Below are 15,923 nucleotides of genomic sequence, written 5' to 3'. Positions count from 1 at the left end.
CCGGGGGGCGGCCCGCCGGTGGGGATCCCTCGCGGGGGGGCCCGCACCTGGGTCGGGCGCGATCCCGGAAAGAAGGGAGTGCATCGTGGACTGGTTCCTCAAGCCCGAGTCCGTCACCGACAAGCTGTTGGTGATGGTGGTCGCGATCCTGCTGTTCGTGGTGGTGCTGGGCGCCATCTTGTGGTTGATCGACCGGCCGAAGGTGCCGTTGTGGGTCATCGTGGCCGGCTTCCTGGGCCCGGTGACGATTGCGCTCGTGGTCGGCCTGTTCTACCCGGCGGCCCTGACCGCCTGGCGCTCGTTCCAGGTCAGCTCGGTCGTCCTGGGTGACAACGGCAAACCGATCATCGACCGGGCGACCGGGCAACGATCGACCGAGCTCAGCTTCAGCCTGGACAACTACAAGGAGGTCTTCACCGACCCCAACTTCCAGAAGGTGCTGATCAACACCGCGATCTGGGTCATCTTCGTCCCGATCGTGGCCACCCTCTTCGGCCTGGTCTATGCGGTGATCGTGGACCGCACCCGGTTCGAGAAGGCGGCCAAGGCGCTGATCTTCCTGCCGATGGCGATCTCCATGGTCGGCGCCTCGATCATCTGGAAGTTCGTGTACGAGTACCGGCAGGCCGGCGTGCCGCAGATCGGTCTGGCCAACCAGATACTCGTCTGGATCGGGCTGGACCCGTACCAGTTCCTGATCACCGAACCCTGGAACACGTTCTTCCTGATCGTGGTGATGATCTGGATCCAGGCCGGGTTCGCCATGACCCTGCTCTCGGCCGCCATCAAGGCCGTGCCCGACGACATCATCGAGGCCGCGCAACTGGACGGCGCGACCGGCTGGAAGCAGTTCACCAAGGTCACGGTGCCGACCATCCGCCCGGCGATCGTGGTCGTGCTGACCACCATCGCGATGGCCACCCTGAAGGCTTTCGACATCGTCCGCACCATGACCGGTGGCAACTTCGGCACCTCGGTCGTGGCCAACGAGTTCTACACCCAGTCGTTCCGCCAGGGTGAGGAAGGCAAGGGACTGGGGGCGGCGCTGGCCGTCATCCTGTTCATCATCATCATCCCGGTGATCGCCTACAACGTCCGGCAGATGAGGCTCGTGGAGGAGACCCGATGAGCGAGTTCTCGAGCCAGTCATGGGCACTCCATCGTTCCGTTGATATCGAGGAGGGTGTGCGATGAGCATGTCCGGCGAGGCCGTCGAGCTGCCGATCCGCACCGACGCCACTCCTGAAGAAAAACTCAGCTCGCGCCAGCTCAAGAAGCAGATGCGGCTGGCCGACGCCAAGACCAAGCTGTCGTCGCCGTGGGCGTCGGGCATCGCGATCGTCCTGGCCATCCTGTGGACCATCCCGACGTTCGGCCTGTTCGTCACCTCGTTCCGCCCCAAGGCCGACATCGACACCTCGGGCTGGTGGACCTTCTTCGCCAATCCCGGGATCACGTTCGACAACTACAAGCAGGCGTTCAGCGGCAGCGGCGGCCTCGGACCGTTCTTCCTGAACTCGTTCGTGATCGTCTTCCCGGCGGTGATCATCCCGATCACCCTGGCCCTGCTCGCGGCCTACGCGTTCGCGTGGATCGACTTCCCGGGCCGGGACTTCCTGTTCGTCGCGGTCTTCGCGCTGCAGATCGTGCCGCTGCAGGTCGCCCTGATCCCGCTGCAGACCATCTTCGTCAGCGCCGGACTGCAGAACTCGTTCTGGCCGGTCTGGATCGCCCACACGATCTTCGGTCTGCCCCTGGCCATCTTCATCATGCACAACTTCATGAAGGAGATCCCGTCCTCGATCATCGAGGCGGCCAGGGTCGACGGCGCCGGGCACGTGAAGATCTTCTTCGTGGTGCTCATGCCGCTGCTGGTCCCGGCGATCGCCGCGTTCGGCATCTTCCAGTTCCTGTGGGTCTGGAACGACCTGCTCGTCGCCCTGGTCTTCGCACCGAGCCCGAACCTGACCCCGGTCACCGCGGCCATCGCCGGCCTGTCCGGCACCCGCGGCCAGGACTGGCAACTCCTGTCGGCCGGCGCGTTCATCGCGATCATCGTCCCCTTGGTCGTGTTCCTCTCCCTGCAACGCTTCTTCGTCCGCGGCCTGCTGGCCGGCGGCGTGAAGGGCTGAGCGGCGGGCGGACCGAGTCGAGGGAACGTTGACCATGCCGGATCCGCGGGCTGCCCCTGTCGGGATCATGGAAGTCGCCGCGCTCTCCGGGTTCTCTCCGGCCACGGTCTCCCGTGCGCTGCGAGGGCTGCCCGGAGTGTCGGCGAAGACGCGGGAGGCCGTCGAACGGGCGGCCTCCTCGCTCGGCTACTCGCCCTCCCCGTGGGCGACGGCGCTGACTACCGGGCGGACCAATACGATCGCGGTCATCGCGCCGTGGGTCTCCCGGTGGTTCTTCTCGGCGGTCATCGAAGGGGCGCAGGAGGTGCTCGCCGAGCACGGCTACGACCTGATGCTCTACCCGCTCGGGGTGCAGGGCGAGGTCGACGCCCAGACCCTGAGCAAACGGGTCGACGGTGTGCTCGCCCTGAACGTTCCGCTGGCCCAGCGGTCGGTCGGCAACCTGGGCGGGTTCGGCGTGCCGATCGTCACCCTGGGGTCGGCCATCGAGGGCATCTCGTCGGTGCTGGTCGACAACGTCGTCGTCGGCCAGCGCGCGACCCAGCACCTGGTCGATCTGGGCCACCGCCGGATCGCCATCTTCGGCGACGAGACCGGGGAGTCACGGGGCTTCCCGGTCGCCGTCGACCGGCACCGCGGCTGGGACATGACGCTGCGGGCCGCCGGCCTCGAACCCGATCCGGCGCTGGTCTACTCGTCGGGCTTCTCCATCAACGGTGGCGAGGCGGCGATGCACCGGTGCCTGGCCCAGTTCGCCGGCCGGGACCGGCCCAGTGCCGTGTTCGCGGTCAGCGACGAGGTGGCGATCGGAGCGTTGCACGCGGCCCGGATGCACGGCCTGCGGATCCCGGAGGACCTGTCGGTGATCGGCGTCGACGGGCACGACTTCGCCTACCTGTTCGATCTGACCACCATCAGCCAGCCGGTGCGCGACCAGGGCCGGATCGCGGCCCGCCTGCTGCTGGAGCAGGTCAGCGATCCGGAGCACACACCGACGGCGGTCACCGTCGGGTGCGAGCTGATCCGGCGCGGCTCGACCGGACCGCTGCGCCATCCGGAGCGCTCGGCGTCCTGAGTTCGGCCCCGGCGGGCCGGGCGGCCGGTCAACCGAACGGCAGCGGGCCGTCGCCGATGCCCACCAGACTGCCCACCAGCACCCGGCCGTCGGCGGCGGTGACGAAACAGGCGGGGCTCAGGGCGGCCCCCCCCCCGGGCGGCCGCTCCGGGTCGACCCGGATCGACAGCGCCCCGCCCGCCGTCGGATCCGCCCGGCGCAGCACCAGCGCGGCCTGGTCCAGGCACGACTGCCGGACCAGATCGGGTTCGACGGGCCCGGTTCCGATCGCCCGCCCCAACGCGATCAACTCCGCGACGTGCGGTTCGCGGCAGTCCACCACCTGCACCGCGGCACTGAGTTCGGCGGACTGCCAGCAGGTGCCGTACCCGCCCGGCAGCGCGCCGCCGGCGAAGGCATCGGCCAGCCGGCCGGGCCCGGACCCGGCCGCGCCCGGCCGGGCGATGCAGGCCGCCCAGCTGCCGGCCCCCGGATGGGCCGGCAGCTGAGTGATCCACGTGGTCTGCACGTCGACCGAGTATCGCCACTGGATGGGGTCGTCGGCCGGCGAGCCCGGTACGGCGAAGGTGTCACCGCGCGGCCGCAGGCCGGCGTAGGCCAGTGCGGCGGGCCGGCATCCCGCCTCCGCCGGTCCGGCGGTGCGGTCCGGTCCCGTCATCGGGCGCACGGCCACGACCTCCCCGACGGGTCCGGCGACCGGATCGATGCCGGCCGGGTCGCAAGGACCGAACGTGGGCGGCTCGGGCCGGCCGTCCGCGATCGCGGCGGGACCGGTGGCGGCCGCGGTCCCGACCGTCGGCCCCAGGAGGCAGTCGCCGACCGCGGGAGGGTCCGGCAGCGGGGCGGCGACCGGGGTTCCGGCCAGCCCACGTCCGGCCACCGACGACAGGACGGTGGCCCCCACGACGGTGAGCAGCACCAGGAGCGCGCCGGCCAGTCGCCGGTCCATGCCGTCACGGTACGCCCGCGGGGCCGTCCGGTGCCCGGTCGCGACCCGCCCGTGACCGCGGACGGGTACCCCGGGCCGGCCACCGGCCCGGACCCCGGGTCACCCGCCGGCCCGGTGGCATCGCCATCCGGCCGGAGCGCCCGGGGAGCGCGCCGCCGACCGACCGGGACCGACCGGGACGGCCGGGCCGTCCAGGGGAGTCGAACGACTCTGGCGGCCCGCCCGGCGCCGTCGCAGGCTCATCCCGGGGCCGTGACCTCGACCCCCGCAATCGGACGGCATGCGGAATACTGAGCCGCGGACCAGGACGGAAATGTCAGGTGCGCCGACCGGCGCCGGACCACACCCGAGCCGACCCGCTCGGTCACCGCAGCAAGTGGAAGGACCAGAACATGCCCCTCGCAACTCCCGAGACCTACTCGGCGATGCTGGAACGCGCCAAGGAGGGAGGCTTCGCCTACCCGGCGATCAACGTCACCTCGTCCACGTCGATCAACGCCGCGCTCCGCGGTTTCGCCGAGGCCGGCAGCGACGGCATCATCCAGGCGTCCACCGGCGGTGCCGAGCACGCGTCGGGCACCAAGGTCAAGGACATGGTCACCGGCGCCCTGGCCCTGGCCGAGTTCACCAAGGTCGTCGCCGACAAGTACGACATCACCGTCGCGCTGCACACCGACCACTGCCCAAAGGACAAGCTCGACACCTACGTCAAGCCGCTGATTGCCGCCTCGACCGAGCGGGTCAAGGCCGGCGGCCTGCCGATCTTCCAGTCGCACATGTGGGACGGCTCGGCCGTGCCGCTGGACGAGAACCTGAAGATCGCCGCCGAGCTGCTCGAGCTGACCAGGGCCGCGAACATCATCCTGGAGATCGAGGTCGGCGTCGTCGGTGGCGAGGAGGACGGTGTCGTCGCCGAGATCAACGACAAGCTGTACACCTCGCCCGAGGACTTCCTCAAGACGCTCGACGCGCTCGGCGCCCCGGTCGACAACTCCTACATCGTCGCCGCGACCTTCGGCAACGTGCACGGCGTCTACAAGCCCGGCGGCGTCAAGCTGCGGCCGAAGGTGCTGCGCGACGGCCAGGACGCGCTGGTCGAGAAGCTGGGTCTGGCCGCCGGCGCCAAGCCGTTCTCGCTGGTCTTCCACGGCGGATCGGGCTCGTCGGCCGAGGAGATCGCCGAGGCCGTCTCCTACGGCGTGGTCAAGATGAACATCGACACCGACACCCAGTACGCCTTCACCCGGCCGATCGTCGGGCACATGTTCACCAACTACGACGGCGTGCTGAAGGTGGACGGCGAGGTCGGCAACAAGAAGGCCTACGACCCGCGCGTGTACAACAAGCTCGCCGAGGTCGGCATGGCCGACCGGATCGTCGAGGCGTGCGAGCAGCTGGGTTCGGCCGGGAAGTCCCTCGGCGCCTGAGCTCAGGACTCCCGCGGAGCGGGCTCGCCGGCCACGGCGGGCCCGCTCCGTGCTGTTCGGGGTGCTGTTCGGGGTGCGGTCCGGGGTGCCGGGGCGGCCGCTGTCCGGGGTGCTGGGGCGGGCGCTGCTCCGGGGGACCGGAGGGGATCCGGCCGGGTCGCCGGCGGGCCCGCCGGCCGGGCCGGACCGGGCGGAACGACGGGGTCCGCGGCGGTCTGCTCCACCCGCGGAACGTCCGGCGGGGCGGGTGCCGGTTCGCCGGCGACGACGACCGGCGCCGACCCGTCCCCGCGCCGCACCCGCGCAGTGGCCAGCACCGACCCCACGATGACCAGGGGGAAGCCGATGGCCATGCCGGCGGTGAACGGCTCGCCGAGCAGCAGCACGCCGAGCGTGATGGCGACGGCCGGGTTGATGTAGGTGATCACCGTGGCCCGGGCCGGGCCGGCCTCGGCGATCAGGGCGAAGAAACCGAGGAAGGCCACGGCCGTGCACACCACCCCGAGGCCCGCGATCGACCAGGCCGCGTCGGCCGTCAGCTGCACCGGACCCACCAGCGCGGTGAACGGCGCGTAGAGCACCGCGGCGACGATCAGGGACGCGGTGACGACGCCGATCGGCGGCAGGTCGGACAGCCGGCGGTTGATGATGATCGGCCCGACCGCGTACCCGACGGCCACCAGCATCATCGTGCCGACCGCGATCAGGTCGTCGAAGTGGATGTCCAGCCCGACCAGGAACGCCACGCCGGTGAAGCCGACCAGCAGGCCGGCGACGCGGCGGGCGTCGAACCGGTCGTGTCCCATGGCGGTCAGGATGACCGCCGCGATCATCGGCACCACGGCCAGCAGCAGCCCGGCGGTGGAGCTGTTGAGCCGGGTCTCGGCGTGCCCGAGCAGCAGCCACGGCCCGCTGATCTCGACCACCGTATAGAGCAGCAGTACCTTCCACCGCCGGAACACCGGGACCAAAGCCCGGCGGTAGAGCGCGATCGGCAGCAGCAGCAGCGCGCCGATGAGGGTGCGGCCGAAGGCGACGACGAGCGGGTCGACATCGGTCACCGCGATCTTGATGAGCAGGTAGGGGATGCCCCAGATCACGCTCATCGCGGCGAACAGCAGCCATCCCCGTCGCGTCATGCCTCGTTCGTCCTTCCTCGTGCCAACGACCGACCCACCCCGGACCGGCCGGCCGGTGGGTTGCCCCGCCGCCTGCGGGCCGCCCGGCCGCCGGAGCCGCTGGAGCCCGGCGGGGCCGGGGCCTGCAGCCGGGGCCGACGGTGGGTGTCCGGCCCGTCCCGCCCGGGCGGGAATGCGTCCGATCCCTCCCGCCAGGCTCGCACGGCCGGGCCCGGTCCGGCCCGTGCGGACGGGCAAGAATTTCTGCACCGGATCCGGTAGCGCGGCTGACGGATGGCCGTCGGATCGCCCGGTCAGGCGACTTTCGGGCGTGTCCTCTTGGGGTCGGTGATGGCTTCTGGTATTGGAGGGCCGCCTGAGACTCTTGTGACTCATGTGACTGGTGCTCTACGGTAGGCGAAGGATCGCGCGGATCGCGGTCCGATAACGGCGCAGCTCCTCGCTCTGGGCCGTTCTCGATCCGGCGAGCACGAGAAATGGTCGAGCGAGGCGCAATTCGCGTGACGGCGTTGAGCAAGGGGAAGGGACGTCGTCATCGATCGCCGATGTCGCGTGCCCGCGTGCGGGCGCCCGCCGATCGGCGATTTCGGCGCGCCGTGAGGCGGGCCCGGCGGGCGACGCGACCAGGAAAGGGCGCCTAGTGCGGCGTTCGCTGGCCCTCGGGGCCATCATCGCGACGGTCGCCACCTCGGCGGTCGTCGCTTTCGCCGGGCCGGCTGCGGCCGACCCGTCCGCGGACGACTGGTATCAGCTGCGGATGTGCGAGTCCAGCAACCGGTACGACATCAACACGGGCAACGGCTACTACGGGGCGTACCAGTTCGACCTCTCGACGTGGCGTTCGGTCGGCGGGGAAGGCCGACCGGACCAGGCGTCGCCGTCCGAACAGGACTACCGGGCGCTGCTGCTCTACCGCAATCGCGGCTGGAGTCCGTGGGTCTGCGCGTACCTGGTCGGGTTGTCCGAGGACGGTGACGCCCGGTCGGGCGTGGCGCCCCCGCAGCCCGGCAACCAGAACGCGGGCAGCGGGGCCAGCGAGGGTTCGTCGGGCTCGGGCTCGTCGGGCTCGTCCGGCTCGTCGGTGCCGGCCTACCCGGGCCGGCAGTTCTTCGAGGGCGACTACTCCGACGACCTCAAGGCCTGGCAGAAGCAGATGGGCACCCGCGGGTACGACCTGGTCGGCACCGGCTACTTCGGGCCGAAGACCAAGGCCGCCGTGCTCGACCTGCAGGCCAAGGCCGGGTTGAACGTCGTCGGCTACATCGGCCCGAAGACCTGGGCGGCGGCCTGGGATTCCCCGGCGCCCGCCCCGGCGCCCGCTCCCGCGACCGGATCGGGCTACCAGCCCCAGACCGGCGAGTCGTGCGGTGTGGGACAGGCGACGGCACCGGAATGGCCGGGCAAGACCTTCGTCCAGGGCGACACCGCACCCGAGCTCCAGTGCTTCCAGAAGCAGCTGGGCAGCCGGGGCTTCGGATTGACCGGCACGGGCTACTACGGCCCGGCGACCAAGGCCGCGGTGGTGGAGCTGCAGAACCGCAACGGCATCAACCCGTCCGGCATTCTGGGTCCGAAGACCTGGAAGGCGGCCTGGGAGGGCAACTGATCGGTCCCTGAACGGTCACCGTCCCGTCGCCCGTCGGCGGCGCGACGGTGACCGATCGGTGGCCGTGCGGCGCCGTGACGCACCATCGGGCGACCCGACCGGATCGATGCTTTCGCATCGGCCGGTCGGGTCGTCGCTTTCCGCGGGCTCCGAGCGGGGGACATCCGGACGACCGGCCTCGTTCGGGGCACCCCGAATAACACTTTGTCAAAGTGGCTGGCCTTATTCCCGCGGCCGGAGAGATGATGACAGCGTTGTCGGTAGGGCATCGGAATGCCTTCCGCCGACACCCGCCTCGCGCGAAGCTCGCGCACGTGGCGCTGAGAGAGGCCCGGGGCACGCCGCCCCGGGCCTCTCTGCGTCCGGGCCGGCCGGCAACGGGGCGGCGGCGCGGGCCAGGGCGGACGGTGGCCCGGGCGGCCGGCCAGGGTCAGCGGGCGGGCCGGGGCCGGCAGGTGGGCCGGGGCCGGCAGGTAGGCCGGGACACCCGGCCAGGGTCAGCCGGCGGCCGCGAAGACCGGCGGCAGCACCAGCAGCATGGTCAGTGACCAGGTGCAATGGGTCAGGATCGGACCGAGGATGCCGCCGCTCGCGCGCCGCTGCAGGCCCAGCAGCAGGCCGAGCAGCACCGCCGCGAAGACCAGCATGACGTTGCCGGTGGCCACCGTGGTCAACGCGTAGACCACGGTCGAGATCGCGACCGGATGCCAGGTGCCGATCGCCGCGAACAGGGCTCCGCGGAAGAAGATCTCCTCGGCGATGCCGTTCACCAGCGTGATCAGGGCGATCAGGGGCAGGGAGCCGTACCGGGCGAACGCGAGCACGTTCTCCGTCGTCTCGCGCAACGGCTCGATCTCGCGGACCACGACCGCGCCGACGATGAACACGGCGGCAGCGGCCAGGCCGAGCAAGATCGGGGTGATCACCGGCCGGCGCAGCTCGCCCCGGAACCGGATGCGCCCGAGGTGCAGCGGGCCGGAGGCGAACCCGCCGATCACCCAGGTGGCGGCGAGCGCGAAGGTCAACGGGTAGAACGCGGCGCTGTCCGGAGGGACGTTCAGCGACACCCCGAGCAGGGTCGCGCCGACCACCAGGGTGATGGCGACCACGATGCGGCGCCGGCGGAACTCGTGGTCGGGCTGGCGATGGTCGCGTTCGACCCGGTCGACGAGGGCCGGACGGACCAGGCGGCCCGCCCGGTCCGTCCACGCGCGCAGCCGCCGGCGGCGGGCCTGCGGTTCCGGCGCTCCGGGATCGCTCGCGCTCACGACCGTGCGGCGCCCGGCGATCGTTCCGATTCGCGGATCGACGGGTCGTCCGCCCGATCCTCCAGGGCCAGGCGGACCGCCTCGTCGTAGCCGGTCAGCTCGCCGGGCAGCAGCCGGCGGATCGCGTCGTCCCGCACGATCACCTCGTTGTTCATCGAGTCGATGAGATTGCGCGCCGTGGCCTGGTCGACGTCGGTGATCAGGGAGAGCCACATGGACGACAGCCGAGGGGTGAGCAGCGGCACCGGCAGGATCGGCGGCGACCGGTGATTCTGGATCTTCGCCGCCCGCCGCATCATGTCCTTGTAGCTGAGCACCTCGGGACCGCCGACCTCGAACACCTTGCCCAGGGCGTCCGGCTCGCCCAGCACGCCGGCCAGGTACCGGATGACGTCGCGCAACGCGATCGGCTGGGTCCGGGTGCTGACCCACTTGGGTGTCACCATCGCCGGCAGGTGGTCGACCAGCTGCCGGGTGATCTCCCATGAGATGCCCTTGTGACCGATGACGACGGCCGCCCGCAGCACCGTCACCGGGACCCCGCCCAGACCCAGCAGCTGCTCGACGTCGCGCCGTGACTGCAGGTGGGGGGACAGGTGGTCGTCGACGTCGCCCAGGCCGCCGAGGTAGATGATCTGCTCGACGCCGGCGTCCGCCGCCACGTGCCCGAACGTGGTCGCCGCCTCGGCGTCGCGCTGTTCGAAGTCGTCATCGGCCAGCGAGTGCACGAAGTAGTACGCGGCCTGGGCGCCGTCCAGGGCGGCCCGCAGGCTGTCGACGTCGGCGACGTCGCCGTAGACCGGTTCGCCCGCGCCCTCGTAGGTGTCGGGGTGCAGGGGCCTCGCCCGGACCCGGTCGCCGCGCTCGACCAGCACCGGGACCAGGTGCGATCCGACGAAGCCGGACGCGCCGGTGACCAGGACGGTGGCGTTCATGCTGCGACTACCGGTGCAAGTACTGGTGTCGGATGACGGCGACGGTGCGCCATGATCCACCCCCTGTTCGTCTCGGTCCTGGCTCGGTGCGTGAGCGCCGGTGTCCCCGGCGCTGCCGCAGGGACTCGAACCGGACGGTACCCGTCCATGGTGACACTGAACCGGGTCGGGAACCGCCGACCGGCCGGTTGTCCACATGTCCGAATTCCGTCCACATTCGGCGCCGACGCCGCCGGCCGTCCCGCGTATCCGGTCAGGATCGACGGGACCGGCCGCCGCGGCCGGTCCGAACAGGAAGGTGGATCCCATGGCGGGATTGACGATCGACACCCAGCGGATCGCCGGGGCCGGGGACGCGGCCACCGAGGTGGCCGGGGCGTTGACCAGGGAGATCGCGTCGGTGCGCGAGCAGTTGGACCGGATCCGGGCGGGGTGGCGATCGACCGACGCCGCGCCACGGTTCGTCGCCGCGATGGAGCAACACCTGGCCGAGGCGACCGCACTGAAGGAGGCGCTCGTCGGTCAGGGGTCGGCGCTGACCGCGTCCGCCGCGCGCTTCGGCGAGGCCGAGACGGCGCTGGCCCAGTCGATCCCGGCGGCGATCTGATGACGTCCATCGCGGTCGACTACGCGGCGCTGGCCGACGGGCAGGAGGGGCTGGTCGCCAGCTGGAACCGGATCGAGGGCCATCTGGCCGAGCTCGACGCCCGGATCGCGGCCACTGCCGACATGGACGCGCAGACCCTGACCGGTTACCGCGCCCTGAAGGCCCGCTGGGATGCCGCCGCGCAGGACCGGCAGGCCGTGCTCCAGGGTCTGGCGGGCCTGGTGGGTCGGGCCGGCGAGCAGTACCGCACGGTGGACGCGACCATGGCCGCCCAGTTCGGCTGACCCTCGCCCGGCCGGTCGCGACCCGATGGCAGGATCGGCGCATGACTTCCGGAAATCTGTTGGGACCGCCTCCGGTCGCCCTGCCGGTCGATCCGGCGGCCGCCCTGCTGGCCGCCGGCGAGCCGGCGGGCGACGTCGCACGGCAGCACCCCACGTCCTCACTGGCCTGGGCGGTGCTGGCGGAGGCCGCGCTGGACCGCGGGGACGACGTGGCCGCCTACGCCTACGCGCGGGTGGGCTACCACCGCGGGCTCGACCTGCTCCGCCGCCACGGCTGGAAGGGGGCCGGTCCGATCCCGTGGTCGCACGAGCCCAACCGCGGTTTCCTGCGCGCCCTGTCCGCGCTGGGTCAGGCCGCGGCGCTGTTCGAGGAGAAGGACGAGGTCGCCCGGGTCCAGGCGTTCCTGCTCGACGCCGACCCGCAGCTCCCGGCCGAGCTGCTGCCCTAGGGTTCTCCGGGCGCTCCGGCTGCCGGGTCGCCGCAGGGCCTCCCGGACACCCCGCCGGGACTGGAAAGGTGGCCTCGCCCGCTCGCCCGCTCGCCCACTCGGCCGACCGGAGATGGCCGAGCCCGCGGGGCCGTCCCCGACGGTGACCTGGCGTGTGGTCGCGCCTATGGGGCCCGATCCGCGCCGGCGGCCGTCGGGTCGTCGGCGGTTGGCTCAGCGGTGGCGATGCAGAAAGGGTGACCGGCCGGGTCGAGCAGCACCAGCAGGCCGTCGTCGGCGTGCGGCTGGACATCCGGCCGCGTCGCCCCGCAGCTCAGCAGCCGGGCGCAGGTGCCGTCGAGGTCGTCGACCTCGATCTCCAGGTGCATCTGCGGGGGGACGGCCCCGCCTGGCCAGGTCGGCCGCCGGTGGTCGTCGACCTGGCGGAAGAGCAGCCGGAGCGGGCCGAACCGGACTGAGCGCGTGGACCCGTCGGGCCCGACACGCTCGACGGTCGACCCGGTGAGGGCCGCGTAGAAGGCGGCCAACTCGTTCTCGTCCGGACCGTCGACGGTCAGCGCGAGGAGCGACACCCGAGGCCCGGTCACTACTCGCGTAGCGATTCCAGGTAGGAGGCGATGCGGCCGATCGCTTCCTCGAGGATGTCCACCGCGGGCAGCGTGACCAGCCGGAAGTGGTCCGGCTCGAACCAGTTGAAGCCGGTGCCGTGGGTGACGAGGATCTTCTTCGCCCGGAGCAGGTCGATGACGAACTCCTGGTCGTCGGCGATCGGGTAGACCTCGGGGTCCAGGCGCGGGAAGCAGTACAACGCGCCCTGCGGCTCGGTGCAGGTCACGCCGGGGATCTTGTTGAGCAGGTTCCACGCGAGCTTGCTCTGTTCGTAGAACCGGCCGCCGGGCACGATCAGCTCGCCGACCGACTGGTAACCGCCCAGCGCCGTCTGGATGGCGTGCTGCCCGGGCACGTTCGCACACATCCGCATGTTGGCCAGCAGGGTCAGGCCCTCGAGGAAGTCGGTCGCCAGGTGCTTCGGCCCGGACACCGCCACCCAGCCGGCCCGGTACCCGCACACCCGGTAGGCCTTGGACAGCCCGCTGAACGTCAGGCACAGCACGTCGTCGCCGGCGAACGTCGCGGCGTGGTGGTGCACGTGGTCGTCGAAGATGATCTTCTCGTAGATCTCGTCGGCCATGACGACCAGATCGTGCTTGCGGGCGATGTCGACCAGGCCCCGCACCACGTCGGCGCTGTAGACCGCCCCCGTCGGATTGTTCGGGTTGATCAGCACGATGGCGAACGTGTTGTCGGTGATCTTGGCCTCGATGTCGGCCAGGTCCGGGATCCAACCGTTCGCCTCGTCGCACCGGTAGTGCACGGCGGTGCCGCCGGCCAGGGTCACCGCACCGGTCCACAGCGGGTAGTCCGGTGCGGGCACCAGCACCTCGTTGCCCTCGTCGATGAACGTCGTCAGCACCATCGAGATCAGCTCGGAGACACCGTTGCCGATGTAGATGTCGTCGACGTCGATCTGCCGCAGGCCGTGCGACTGGTAGTACTGCGCGACCGCGGTGCGGGCGGAGTAGATCCCGCGGGAGTCGCTGTAGCCCTGCGACTCGGGCAGGTTGTGGATCATGTCGGCCAGGATCGCGTCGGGCGCGTCGAAGCCGAACGGGGCGGTGTTCCCGATGTTCAGCTTGAGGATCTTGTGCCCCTGGGCCTCGAGCCGCTCGGCCTCCTCCAGGATCGGTCCCCGGACGTCGTAGCGGACTCCGCGCAGCTTCAGGCTCTGGGTGACGAGGCGCATGGTGTAAGGGTGCCACCAGGGCCAGTCAGCGCGCCGGGCAGACCAGTTGAAGTGGCGCCGTGTGCTTGTAGAACGTCCACCGGTCCATCGGCCGCGGGTACTCGCGGCCGTCCGACCGGACCGTCGTCGGGGCCATGCCCAGCTGCACGGCCCGCCCGGCGGTGGTGCGGGGACGGGGGCCGAAGACCCCGGCGACCCGGCGCTGCAGCACGGTGACGGTGAGCCCCTTCGCCGCGTCGGGGACCACCCGGATGAGCTCGGCCGCCCCGCGCAGGACCCGGTGCTCGTCGACGTAGACCGTGCCGGTGGAGATCGGGCCGAGTTCCCCGGCGCCGACCAGGACGCCGCCGACGTCGTCCCGGACCAGGGTGACCGGTCGCGCGGTGCCCGACCGGGCCAGCTCCACCGCGGGCGCGCCCGTCGGCAGGCCGTGCAGCCGGGTGACGGGGGTCGGATCCGCCGTCGCGTAGGCCAGCTCGACCGCGGCGAGCCGGTCCCGCCGCAGCAGCCGCAGGGCGACCGCGGCCAGGTCGGCGTCGGTGCCGACGACCAGCACCCGGCCGTCCAGCAGCGGGTCGATCTCCTTGCCGGGCCGGGGACCGACCGGCCGCACCGCCGCGGCCCCGGCGGCCGCCCGGATCTGCTCGAACCGCCCGGCGGGCCCGGAACCGGCGGAATCGTCGCCGCACCACAGCAGGGTGAGCGCACGCGGTTCGCTCACCGTTTACCCTTTCCCTCTGGCGCATCGCGGCAGGACCGTCCGGTTCGAGTCGCCCGCCGGGCCTTCGCCCGCGTCGGGTGGCATGCCGTCGACGGATGGGAGTGTGCCATGACGGTGATGGTGCTCATCGGCGCCCAATGGGGCGACGAGGGCAAGGGGAAGGCCACCGACCTCTACGGCGAGCGGGTGCAGTGGGTCGTCCGCTACCAGGGGGGCAACAACGCCGGGCACACCGTGGTCCTGCCGGACGGTCAGTCCTTCGCCCTGCACCTGATCCCGTCCGGGATCCTGACGCCGGGCGTGACCAACGTGATCGGCAACGGCGTCGTCATCGACCCGGGTGTGCTGCTGACCGAGCTCGGCGGCCTGGACGCGCGGGGCGTGGACACCAGCCGCCTGCTGATCTCGACCGACGCGCACCTGATCATGCCCTACCACGTGGCCATCGATAAGGTCGCCGAGCGGTACCTGGGCAAGGCCAAGATCGGCACGACCGGCCGTGGCATCGGACCGGCCTACGGCGACAAGGTCGCCCGGCTCGGGGTGCGGGTGCAGGACCTGCTCGACCCCTCGATCCTGCGGCAGAAGATCGAGGCCGCCCTGGACATCAAGAACCAGATCCTGGTCAAGATCTACAACCGCAAGGCGCTGGACCCGGACCGCATCGCCGACGAGGTGCTCGAGCAGGCCGAGGGGTTCAAGCACCGCATCGCCGACACCCGGCTGGAGCTGGGCAACGCCATCGCGCGCGGCGAGCACGTGCTGCTCGAGGGATCGCAGGGCACCCTGCTGGACGTCGACCACGGCACCTACCCGTACGTCACCTCGTCCAACCCGACGGCCGGCGGCGCCGCGGTCGGCGCCGGTATCGGCCCGACGTCGATCACCGCCGTGCTGGGCATCCTCAAGGCCTACACGACCCGCGTCGGCTCTGGCCCGTTCCCGACCGAGCTGCACGACGAGTGGGGCGAGTACCTCCGCAAGACCGGCGGCGAGGTCGGGGTGACGACCGGACGGCTGCGCCGGTGCGGCTGGTTCGACGCCGTCATCGCCCGGTACGCCTCCCGGGTCAACGGCATCACCGACTTCTTCCTGACCAAGTTGGACGTGCTGTCCTCGCTGGAGCGGGTGCCGATCTGCGTCGCCTACGACGTCGACGGCACGCGGTGCGACGAGATGCCGCCCACCCAGTCCGGCTTCCACCACGCCAAGCCGATCTACGAGACGATGCCCGGCTGGTTCGAGGACATCTCGTCGTGCCGCACGTTCGAACAGCTCCCGCCGAACGCGCAGGCCTACGTGCGCCGGCTGGAAGAGCTGTCCGGCTCGCGCATCTCCTCGATCGGCGTCGGCCCCGGCCGGGACCAGACGATCGTCCTGCACGACGTCCTCGGCACCGGCTGACCCGGGGCCGGCCCGCCCCCGCACCGAACCCTCGGGGTCTCACGCCCGGCTTGGTGTTGATCATGGGAAGAGTGGCGGTGTTGCGGCGCCCCAACGGGCCGCGTCCCAAGTTGCAAATCGGGG

General features: G+C 71.4%; 16 protein-coding genes. 9 read left to right on the top strand and 7 right to left on the bottom strand.

Translation table 11 applies throughout. The features are described 5' to 3' along the window. Positions 1-85 precede the first annotated feature (85 nt). From ACOJUF_RS03585 to ACOJUF_RS03575, 3 genes are all read left to right on the top strand, one after another. Positions 86-1,129: a carbohydrate ABC transporter permease gene (locus tag ACOJUF_RS03585; protein ID WP_420120493.1), complete on the top strand. Its 1,044-nt coding sequence runs from the start codon at positions 86-88 to the stop codon at positions 1,127-1,129. 61 nt (positions 1,130-1,190) lie between these two features. After that, a complete protein-coding gene (locus ACOJUF_RS03580) occupies positions 1,191-2,132 on the top strand; it encodes a carbohydrate ABC transporter permease (RefSeq protein WP_420120492.1) in 942 nt (313 codons plus the stop codon). 67 nt (positions 2,133-2,199) lie between these two features. Further along, a complete protein-coding gene (locus tag ACOJUF_RS03575; protein ID WP_420120491.1) occupies positions 2,200-3,207 on the top strand; it encodes a LacI family DNA-binding transcriptional regulator in 1,008 nt (335 codons plus the stop codon). A 28-nt stretch (positions 3,208-3,235) separates the two neighbouring features. Here the strand turns inward: ACOJUF_RS03575 and ACOJUF_RS03570 are convergent, their stop codons facing one another. Then, the gene (locus ACOJUF_RS03570) at positions 3,236-4,156 is read right to left on the bottom strand and encodes a hypothetical protein (RefSeq protein ID WP_420120490.1); all 921 of its coding nucleotides are present in this window, start codon (positions 4,154-4,156) and stop codon (positions 3,236-3,238) included. A gap of 392 nt (positions 4,157-4,548) precedes the next feature. Here ACOJUF_RS03570 and fbaA point away from each other — a divergent pair, with 392 nt between their 5' ends. Further along, positions 4,549-5,583, top strand: a complete 1,035-nt coding sequence (fbaA, locus tag ACOJUF_RS03565) for a class II fructose-bisphosphate aldolase (protein ID WP_420120489.1) — start codon at positions 4,549-4,551, stop codon at positions 5,581-5,583. Between the two features lie 2 nt (positions 5,584-5,585). Here the strand turns inward: fbaA and ACOJUF_RS03560 are convergent, their stop codons facing one another. Continuing rightward, positions 5,586-6,722 (bottom strand): DMT family transporter, encoded by a 1,137-nt coding sequence (locus ACOJUF_RS03560; protein WP_420120488.1) that lies wholly within the window; start codon positions 6,720-6,722, stop codon positions 5,586-5,588. Between the two features lie 640 nt (positions 6,723-7,362). Between ACOJUF_RS03560 and ACOJUF_RS03555 the strand changes: the two genes are divergently transcribed. Next, a complete protein-coding gene (locus ACOJUF_RS03555) occupies positions 7,363-8,328 on the top strand; it encodes a peptidoglycan-binding protein (protein ID WP_420120487.1) in 966 nt (321 codons plus the stop codon). Between the two features lie 497 nt (positions 8,329-8,825). Here the strand turns inward: ACOJUF_RS03555 and ACOJUF_RS03550 are convergent, their stop codons facing one another. Then, on the bottom strand, positions 8,826-9,545 hold the full coding sequence (locus ACOJUF_RS03550; RefSeq protein ID WP_420120494.1) for a type II CAAX prenyl endopeptidase Rce1 family protein: 720 nt from the start codon (positions 9,543-9,545) through the stop codon (positions 8,826-8,828). 47 nt (positions 9,546-9,592) lie between these two features. After that, positions 9,593-10,531, bottom strand: a complete 939-nt coding sequence (locus ACOJUF_RS03545) for an NAD(P)H-binding protein (protein ID WP_420120486.1) — start codon at positions 10,529-10,531, stop codon at positions 9,593-9,595. 307 nt (positions 10,532-10,838) lie between these two features. On the opposite strand from ACOJUF_RS03545, the gene ACOJUF_RS03540 reads away from it, so the two are divergent. Genes ACOJUF_RS03540 through ACOJUF_RS03530 form a run of 3 tightly spaced genes read left to right on the top strand, consistent with a single transcriptional unit; the run spans position 10,839 to position 11,871 of the window. Then, positions 10,839-11,138: a WXG100 family type VII secretion target gene (locus ACOJUF_RS03540; RefSeq protein ID WP_420120485.1), complete on the top strand. Its 300-nt coding sequence runs from the start codon at positions 10,839-10,841 to the stop codon at positions 11,136-11,138. Beyond that, positions 11,138-11,422 (top strand): WXG100 family type VII secretion target, encoded by a 285-nt coding sequence (locus ACOJUF_RS03535; protein ID WP_420120484.1) that lies wholly within the window; start codon positions 11,138-11,140, stop codon positions 11,420-11,422. The genes ACOJUF_RS03540 and ACOJUF_RS03535 overlap by 1 nt, the downstream gene beginning before the upstream one ends. 41 nt (positions 11,423-11,463) lie before the next feature. Then, positions 11,464-11,871 (top strand): DUF3151 domain-containing protein, encoded by a 408-nt coding sequence (locus tag ACOJUF_RS03530; RefSeq protein ID WP_420120483.1) that lies wholly within the window; start codon positions 11,464-11,466, stop codon positions 11,869-11,871. Positions 11,872-12,035: 164 nt separating this feature from the next. On the opposite strand, the gene ACOJUF_RS03525 is transcribed toward ACOJUF_RS03530, so the two are convergent. Genes ACOJUF_RS03525 through ACOJUF_RS03515 form a run of 3 tightly spaced genes read right to left on the bottom strand, consistent with a single transcriptional unit; the run spans position 12,036 to position 14,396 of the window. Continuing rightward, entirely contained in the window at positions 12,036-12,443 is a 408-nt protein-coding gene (locus ACOJUF_RS03525) for a VOC family protein (RefSeq protein ID WP_420120482.1), read from the bottom strand. A 14-nt stretch (positions 12,444-12,457) separates the two neighbouring features. Continuing rightward, a complete protein-coding gene (locus ACOJUF_RS03520; protein ID WP_420120481.1) occupies positions 12,458-13,675 on the bottom strand; it encodes a pyridoxal phosphate-dependent aminotransferase in 1,218 nt (405 codons plus the stop codon). A gap of 25 nt (positions 13,676-13,700) precedes the next feature. Further along, on the bottom strand, positions 13,701-14,396 hold the full coding sequence (locus tag ACOJUF_RS03515) for a hypothetical protein (RefSeq protein WP_420120480.1): 696 nt from the start codon (positions 14,394-14,396) through the stop codon (positions 13,701-13,703). A 108-nt stretch (positions 14,397-14,504) separates the two neighbouring features. Between ACOJUF_RS03515 and ACOJUF_RS03510 the strand changes: the two genes are divergently transcribed. Continuing rightward, complete coding sequence (locus ACOJUF_RS03510; protein WP_420120479.1) at positions 14,505-15,800, top strand: adenylosuccinate synthase; 1,296 nt, start codon at positions 14,505-14,507, stop codon at positions 15,798-15,800. Positions 15,801-15,923 lie beyond the last annotated feature (123 nt).

Origin of the sequence: Nakamurella sp. (assembly GCF_048594475.1) — a bacterium.
In the GTDB taxonomy this organism is placed as follows: Bacteria; Actinomycetota; Actinomycetes; order Mycobacteriales; family Nakamurellaceae; genus Nakamurella.
The sequence above is the reverse complement of the archived record's forward strand: the minus strand, read 5'-3'. Positions and strand labels throughout refer to the sequence as shown.

Excerpts from the sequence above, each read along its gene's own strand:
- ACOJUF_RS03580 (WP_420120492.1), top strand. The coding sequence starts at position 1,191 with ATGAGCATGTCCGGCGAGGCCGTCGAGCTGCCGATCCGCACCGACGCC.
- ACOJUF_RS03575 (WP_420120491.1), top strand. The coding sequence starts at position 2,200 with ATGGAAGTCGCCGCGCTCTCCGGGTTCTCTCCGGCCACGGTCTCCCGT.
- ACOJUF_RS03570 (WP_420120490.1), bottom strand. The coding sequence starts at position 4,156 with ATGGACCGGCGACTGGCCGGCGCGCTCCTGGTGCTGCTCACCGTCGTG.
- fbaA (WP_420120489.1), top strand. The coding sequence starts at position 4,549 with ATGCCCCTCGCAACTCCCGAGACCTACTCGGCGATGCTGGAACGCGCC.
- ACOJUF_RS03560 (WP_420120488.1), bottom strand. The coding sequence starts at position 6,722 with ATGACGCGACGGGGATGGCTGCTGTTCGCCGCGATGAGCGTGATCTGG.
- ACOJUF_RS03545 (WP_420120486.1), bottom strand. The coding sequence starts at position 10,531 with ATGAACGCCACCGTCCTGGTCACCGGCGCGTCCGGCTTCGTCGGATCG.
- ACOJUF_RS03540 (WP_420120485.1), top strand. The coding sequence starts at position 10,839 with ATGGCGGGATTGACGATCGACACCCAGCGGATCGCCGGGGCCGGGGAC.
- ACOJUF_RS03535 (WP_420120484.1), top strand. The coding sequence starts at position 11,138 with ATGACGTCCATCGCGGTCGACTACGCGGCGCTGGCCGACGGGCAGGAG.
- ACOJUF_RS03530 (WP_420120483.1), top strand. The coding sequence starts at position 11,464 with ATGACTTCCGGAAATCTGTTGGGACCGCCTCCGGTCGCCCTGCCGGTC.
- ACOJUF_RS03520 (WP_420120481.1), bottom strand. The coding sequence starts at position 13,675 with ATGCGCCTCGTCACCCAGAGCCTGAAGCTGCGCGGAGTCCGCTACGAC.
- ACOJUF_RS03510 (WP_420120479.1), top strand. The coding sequence starts at position 14,505 with ATGACGGTGATGGTGCTCATCGGCGCCCAATGGGGCGACGAGGGCAAG.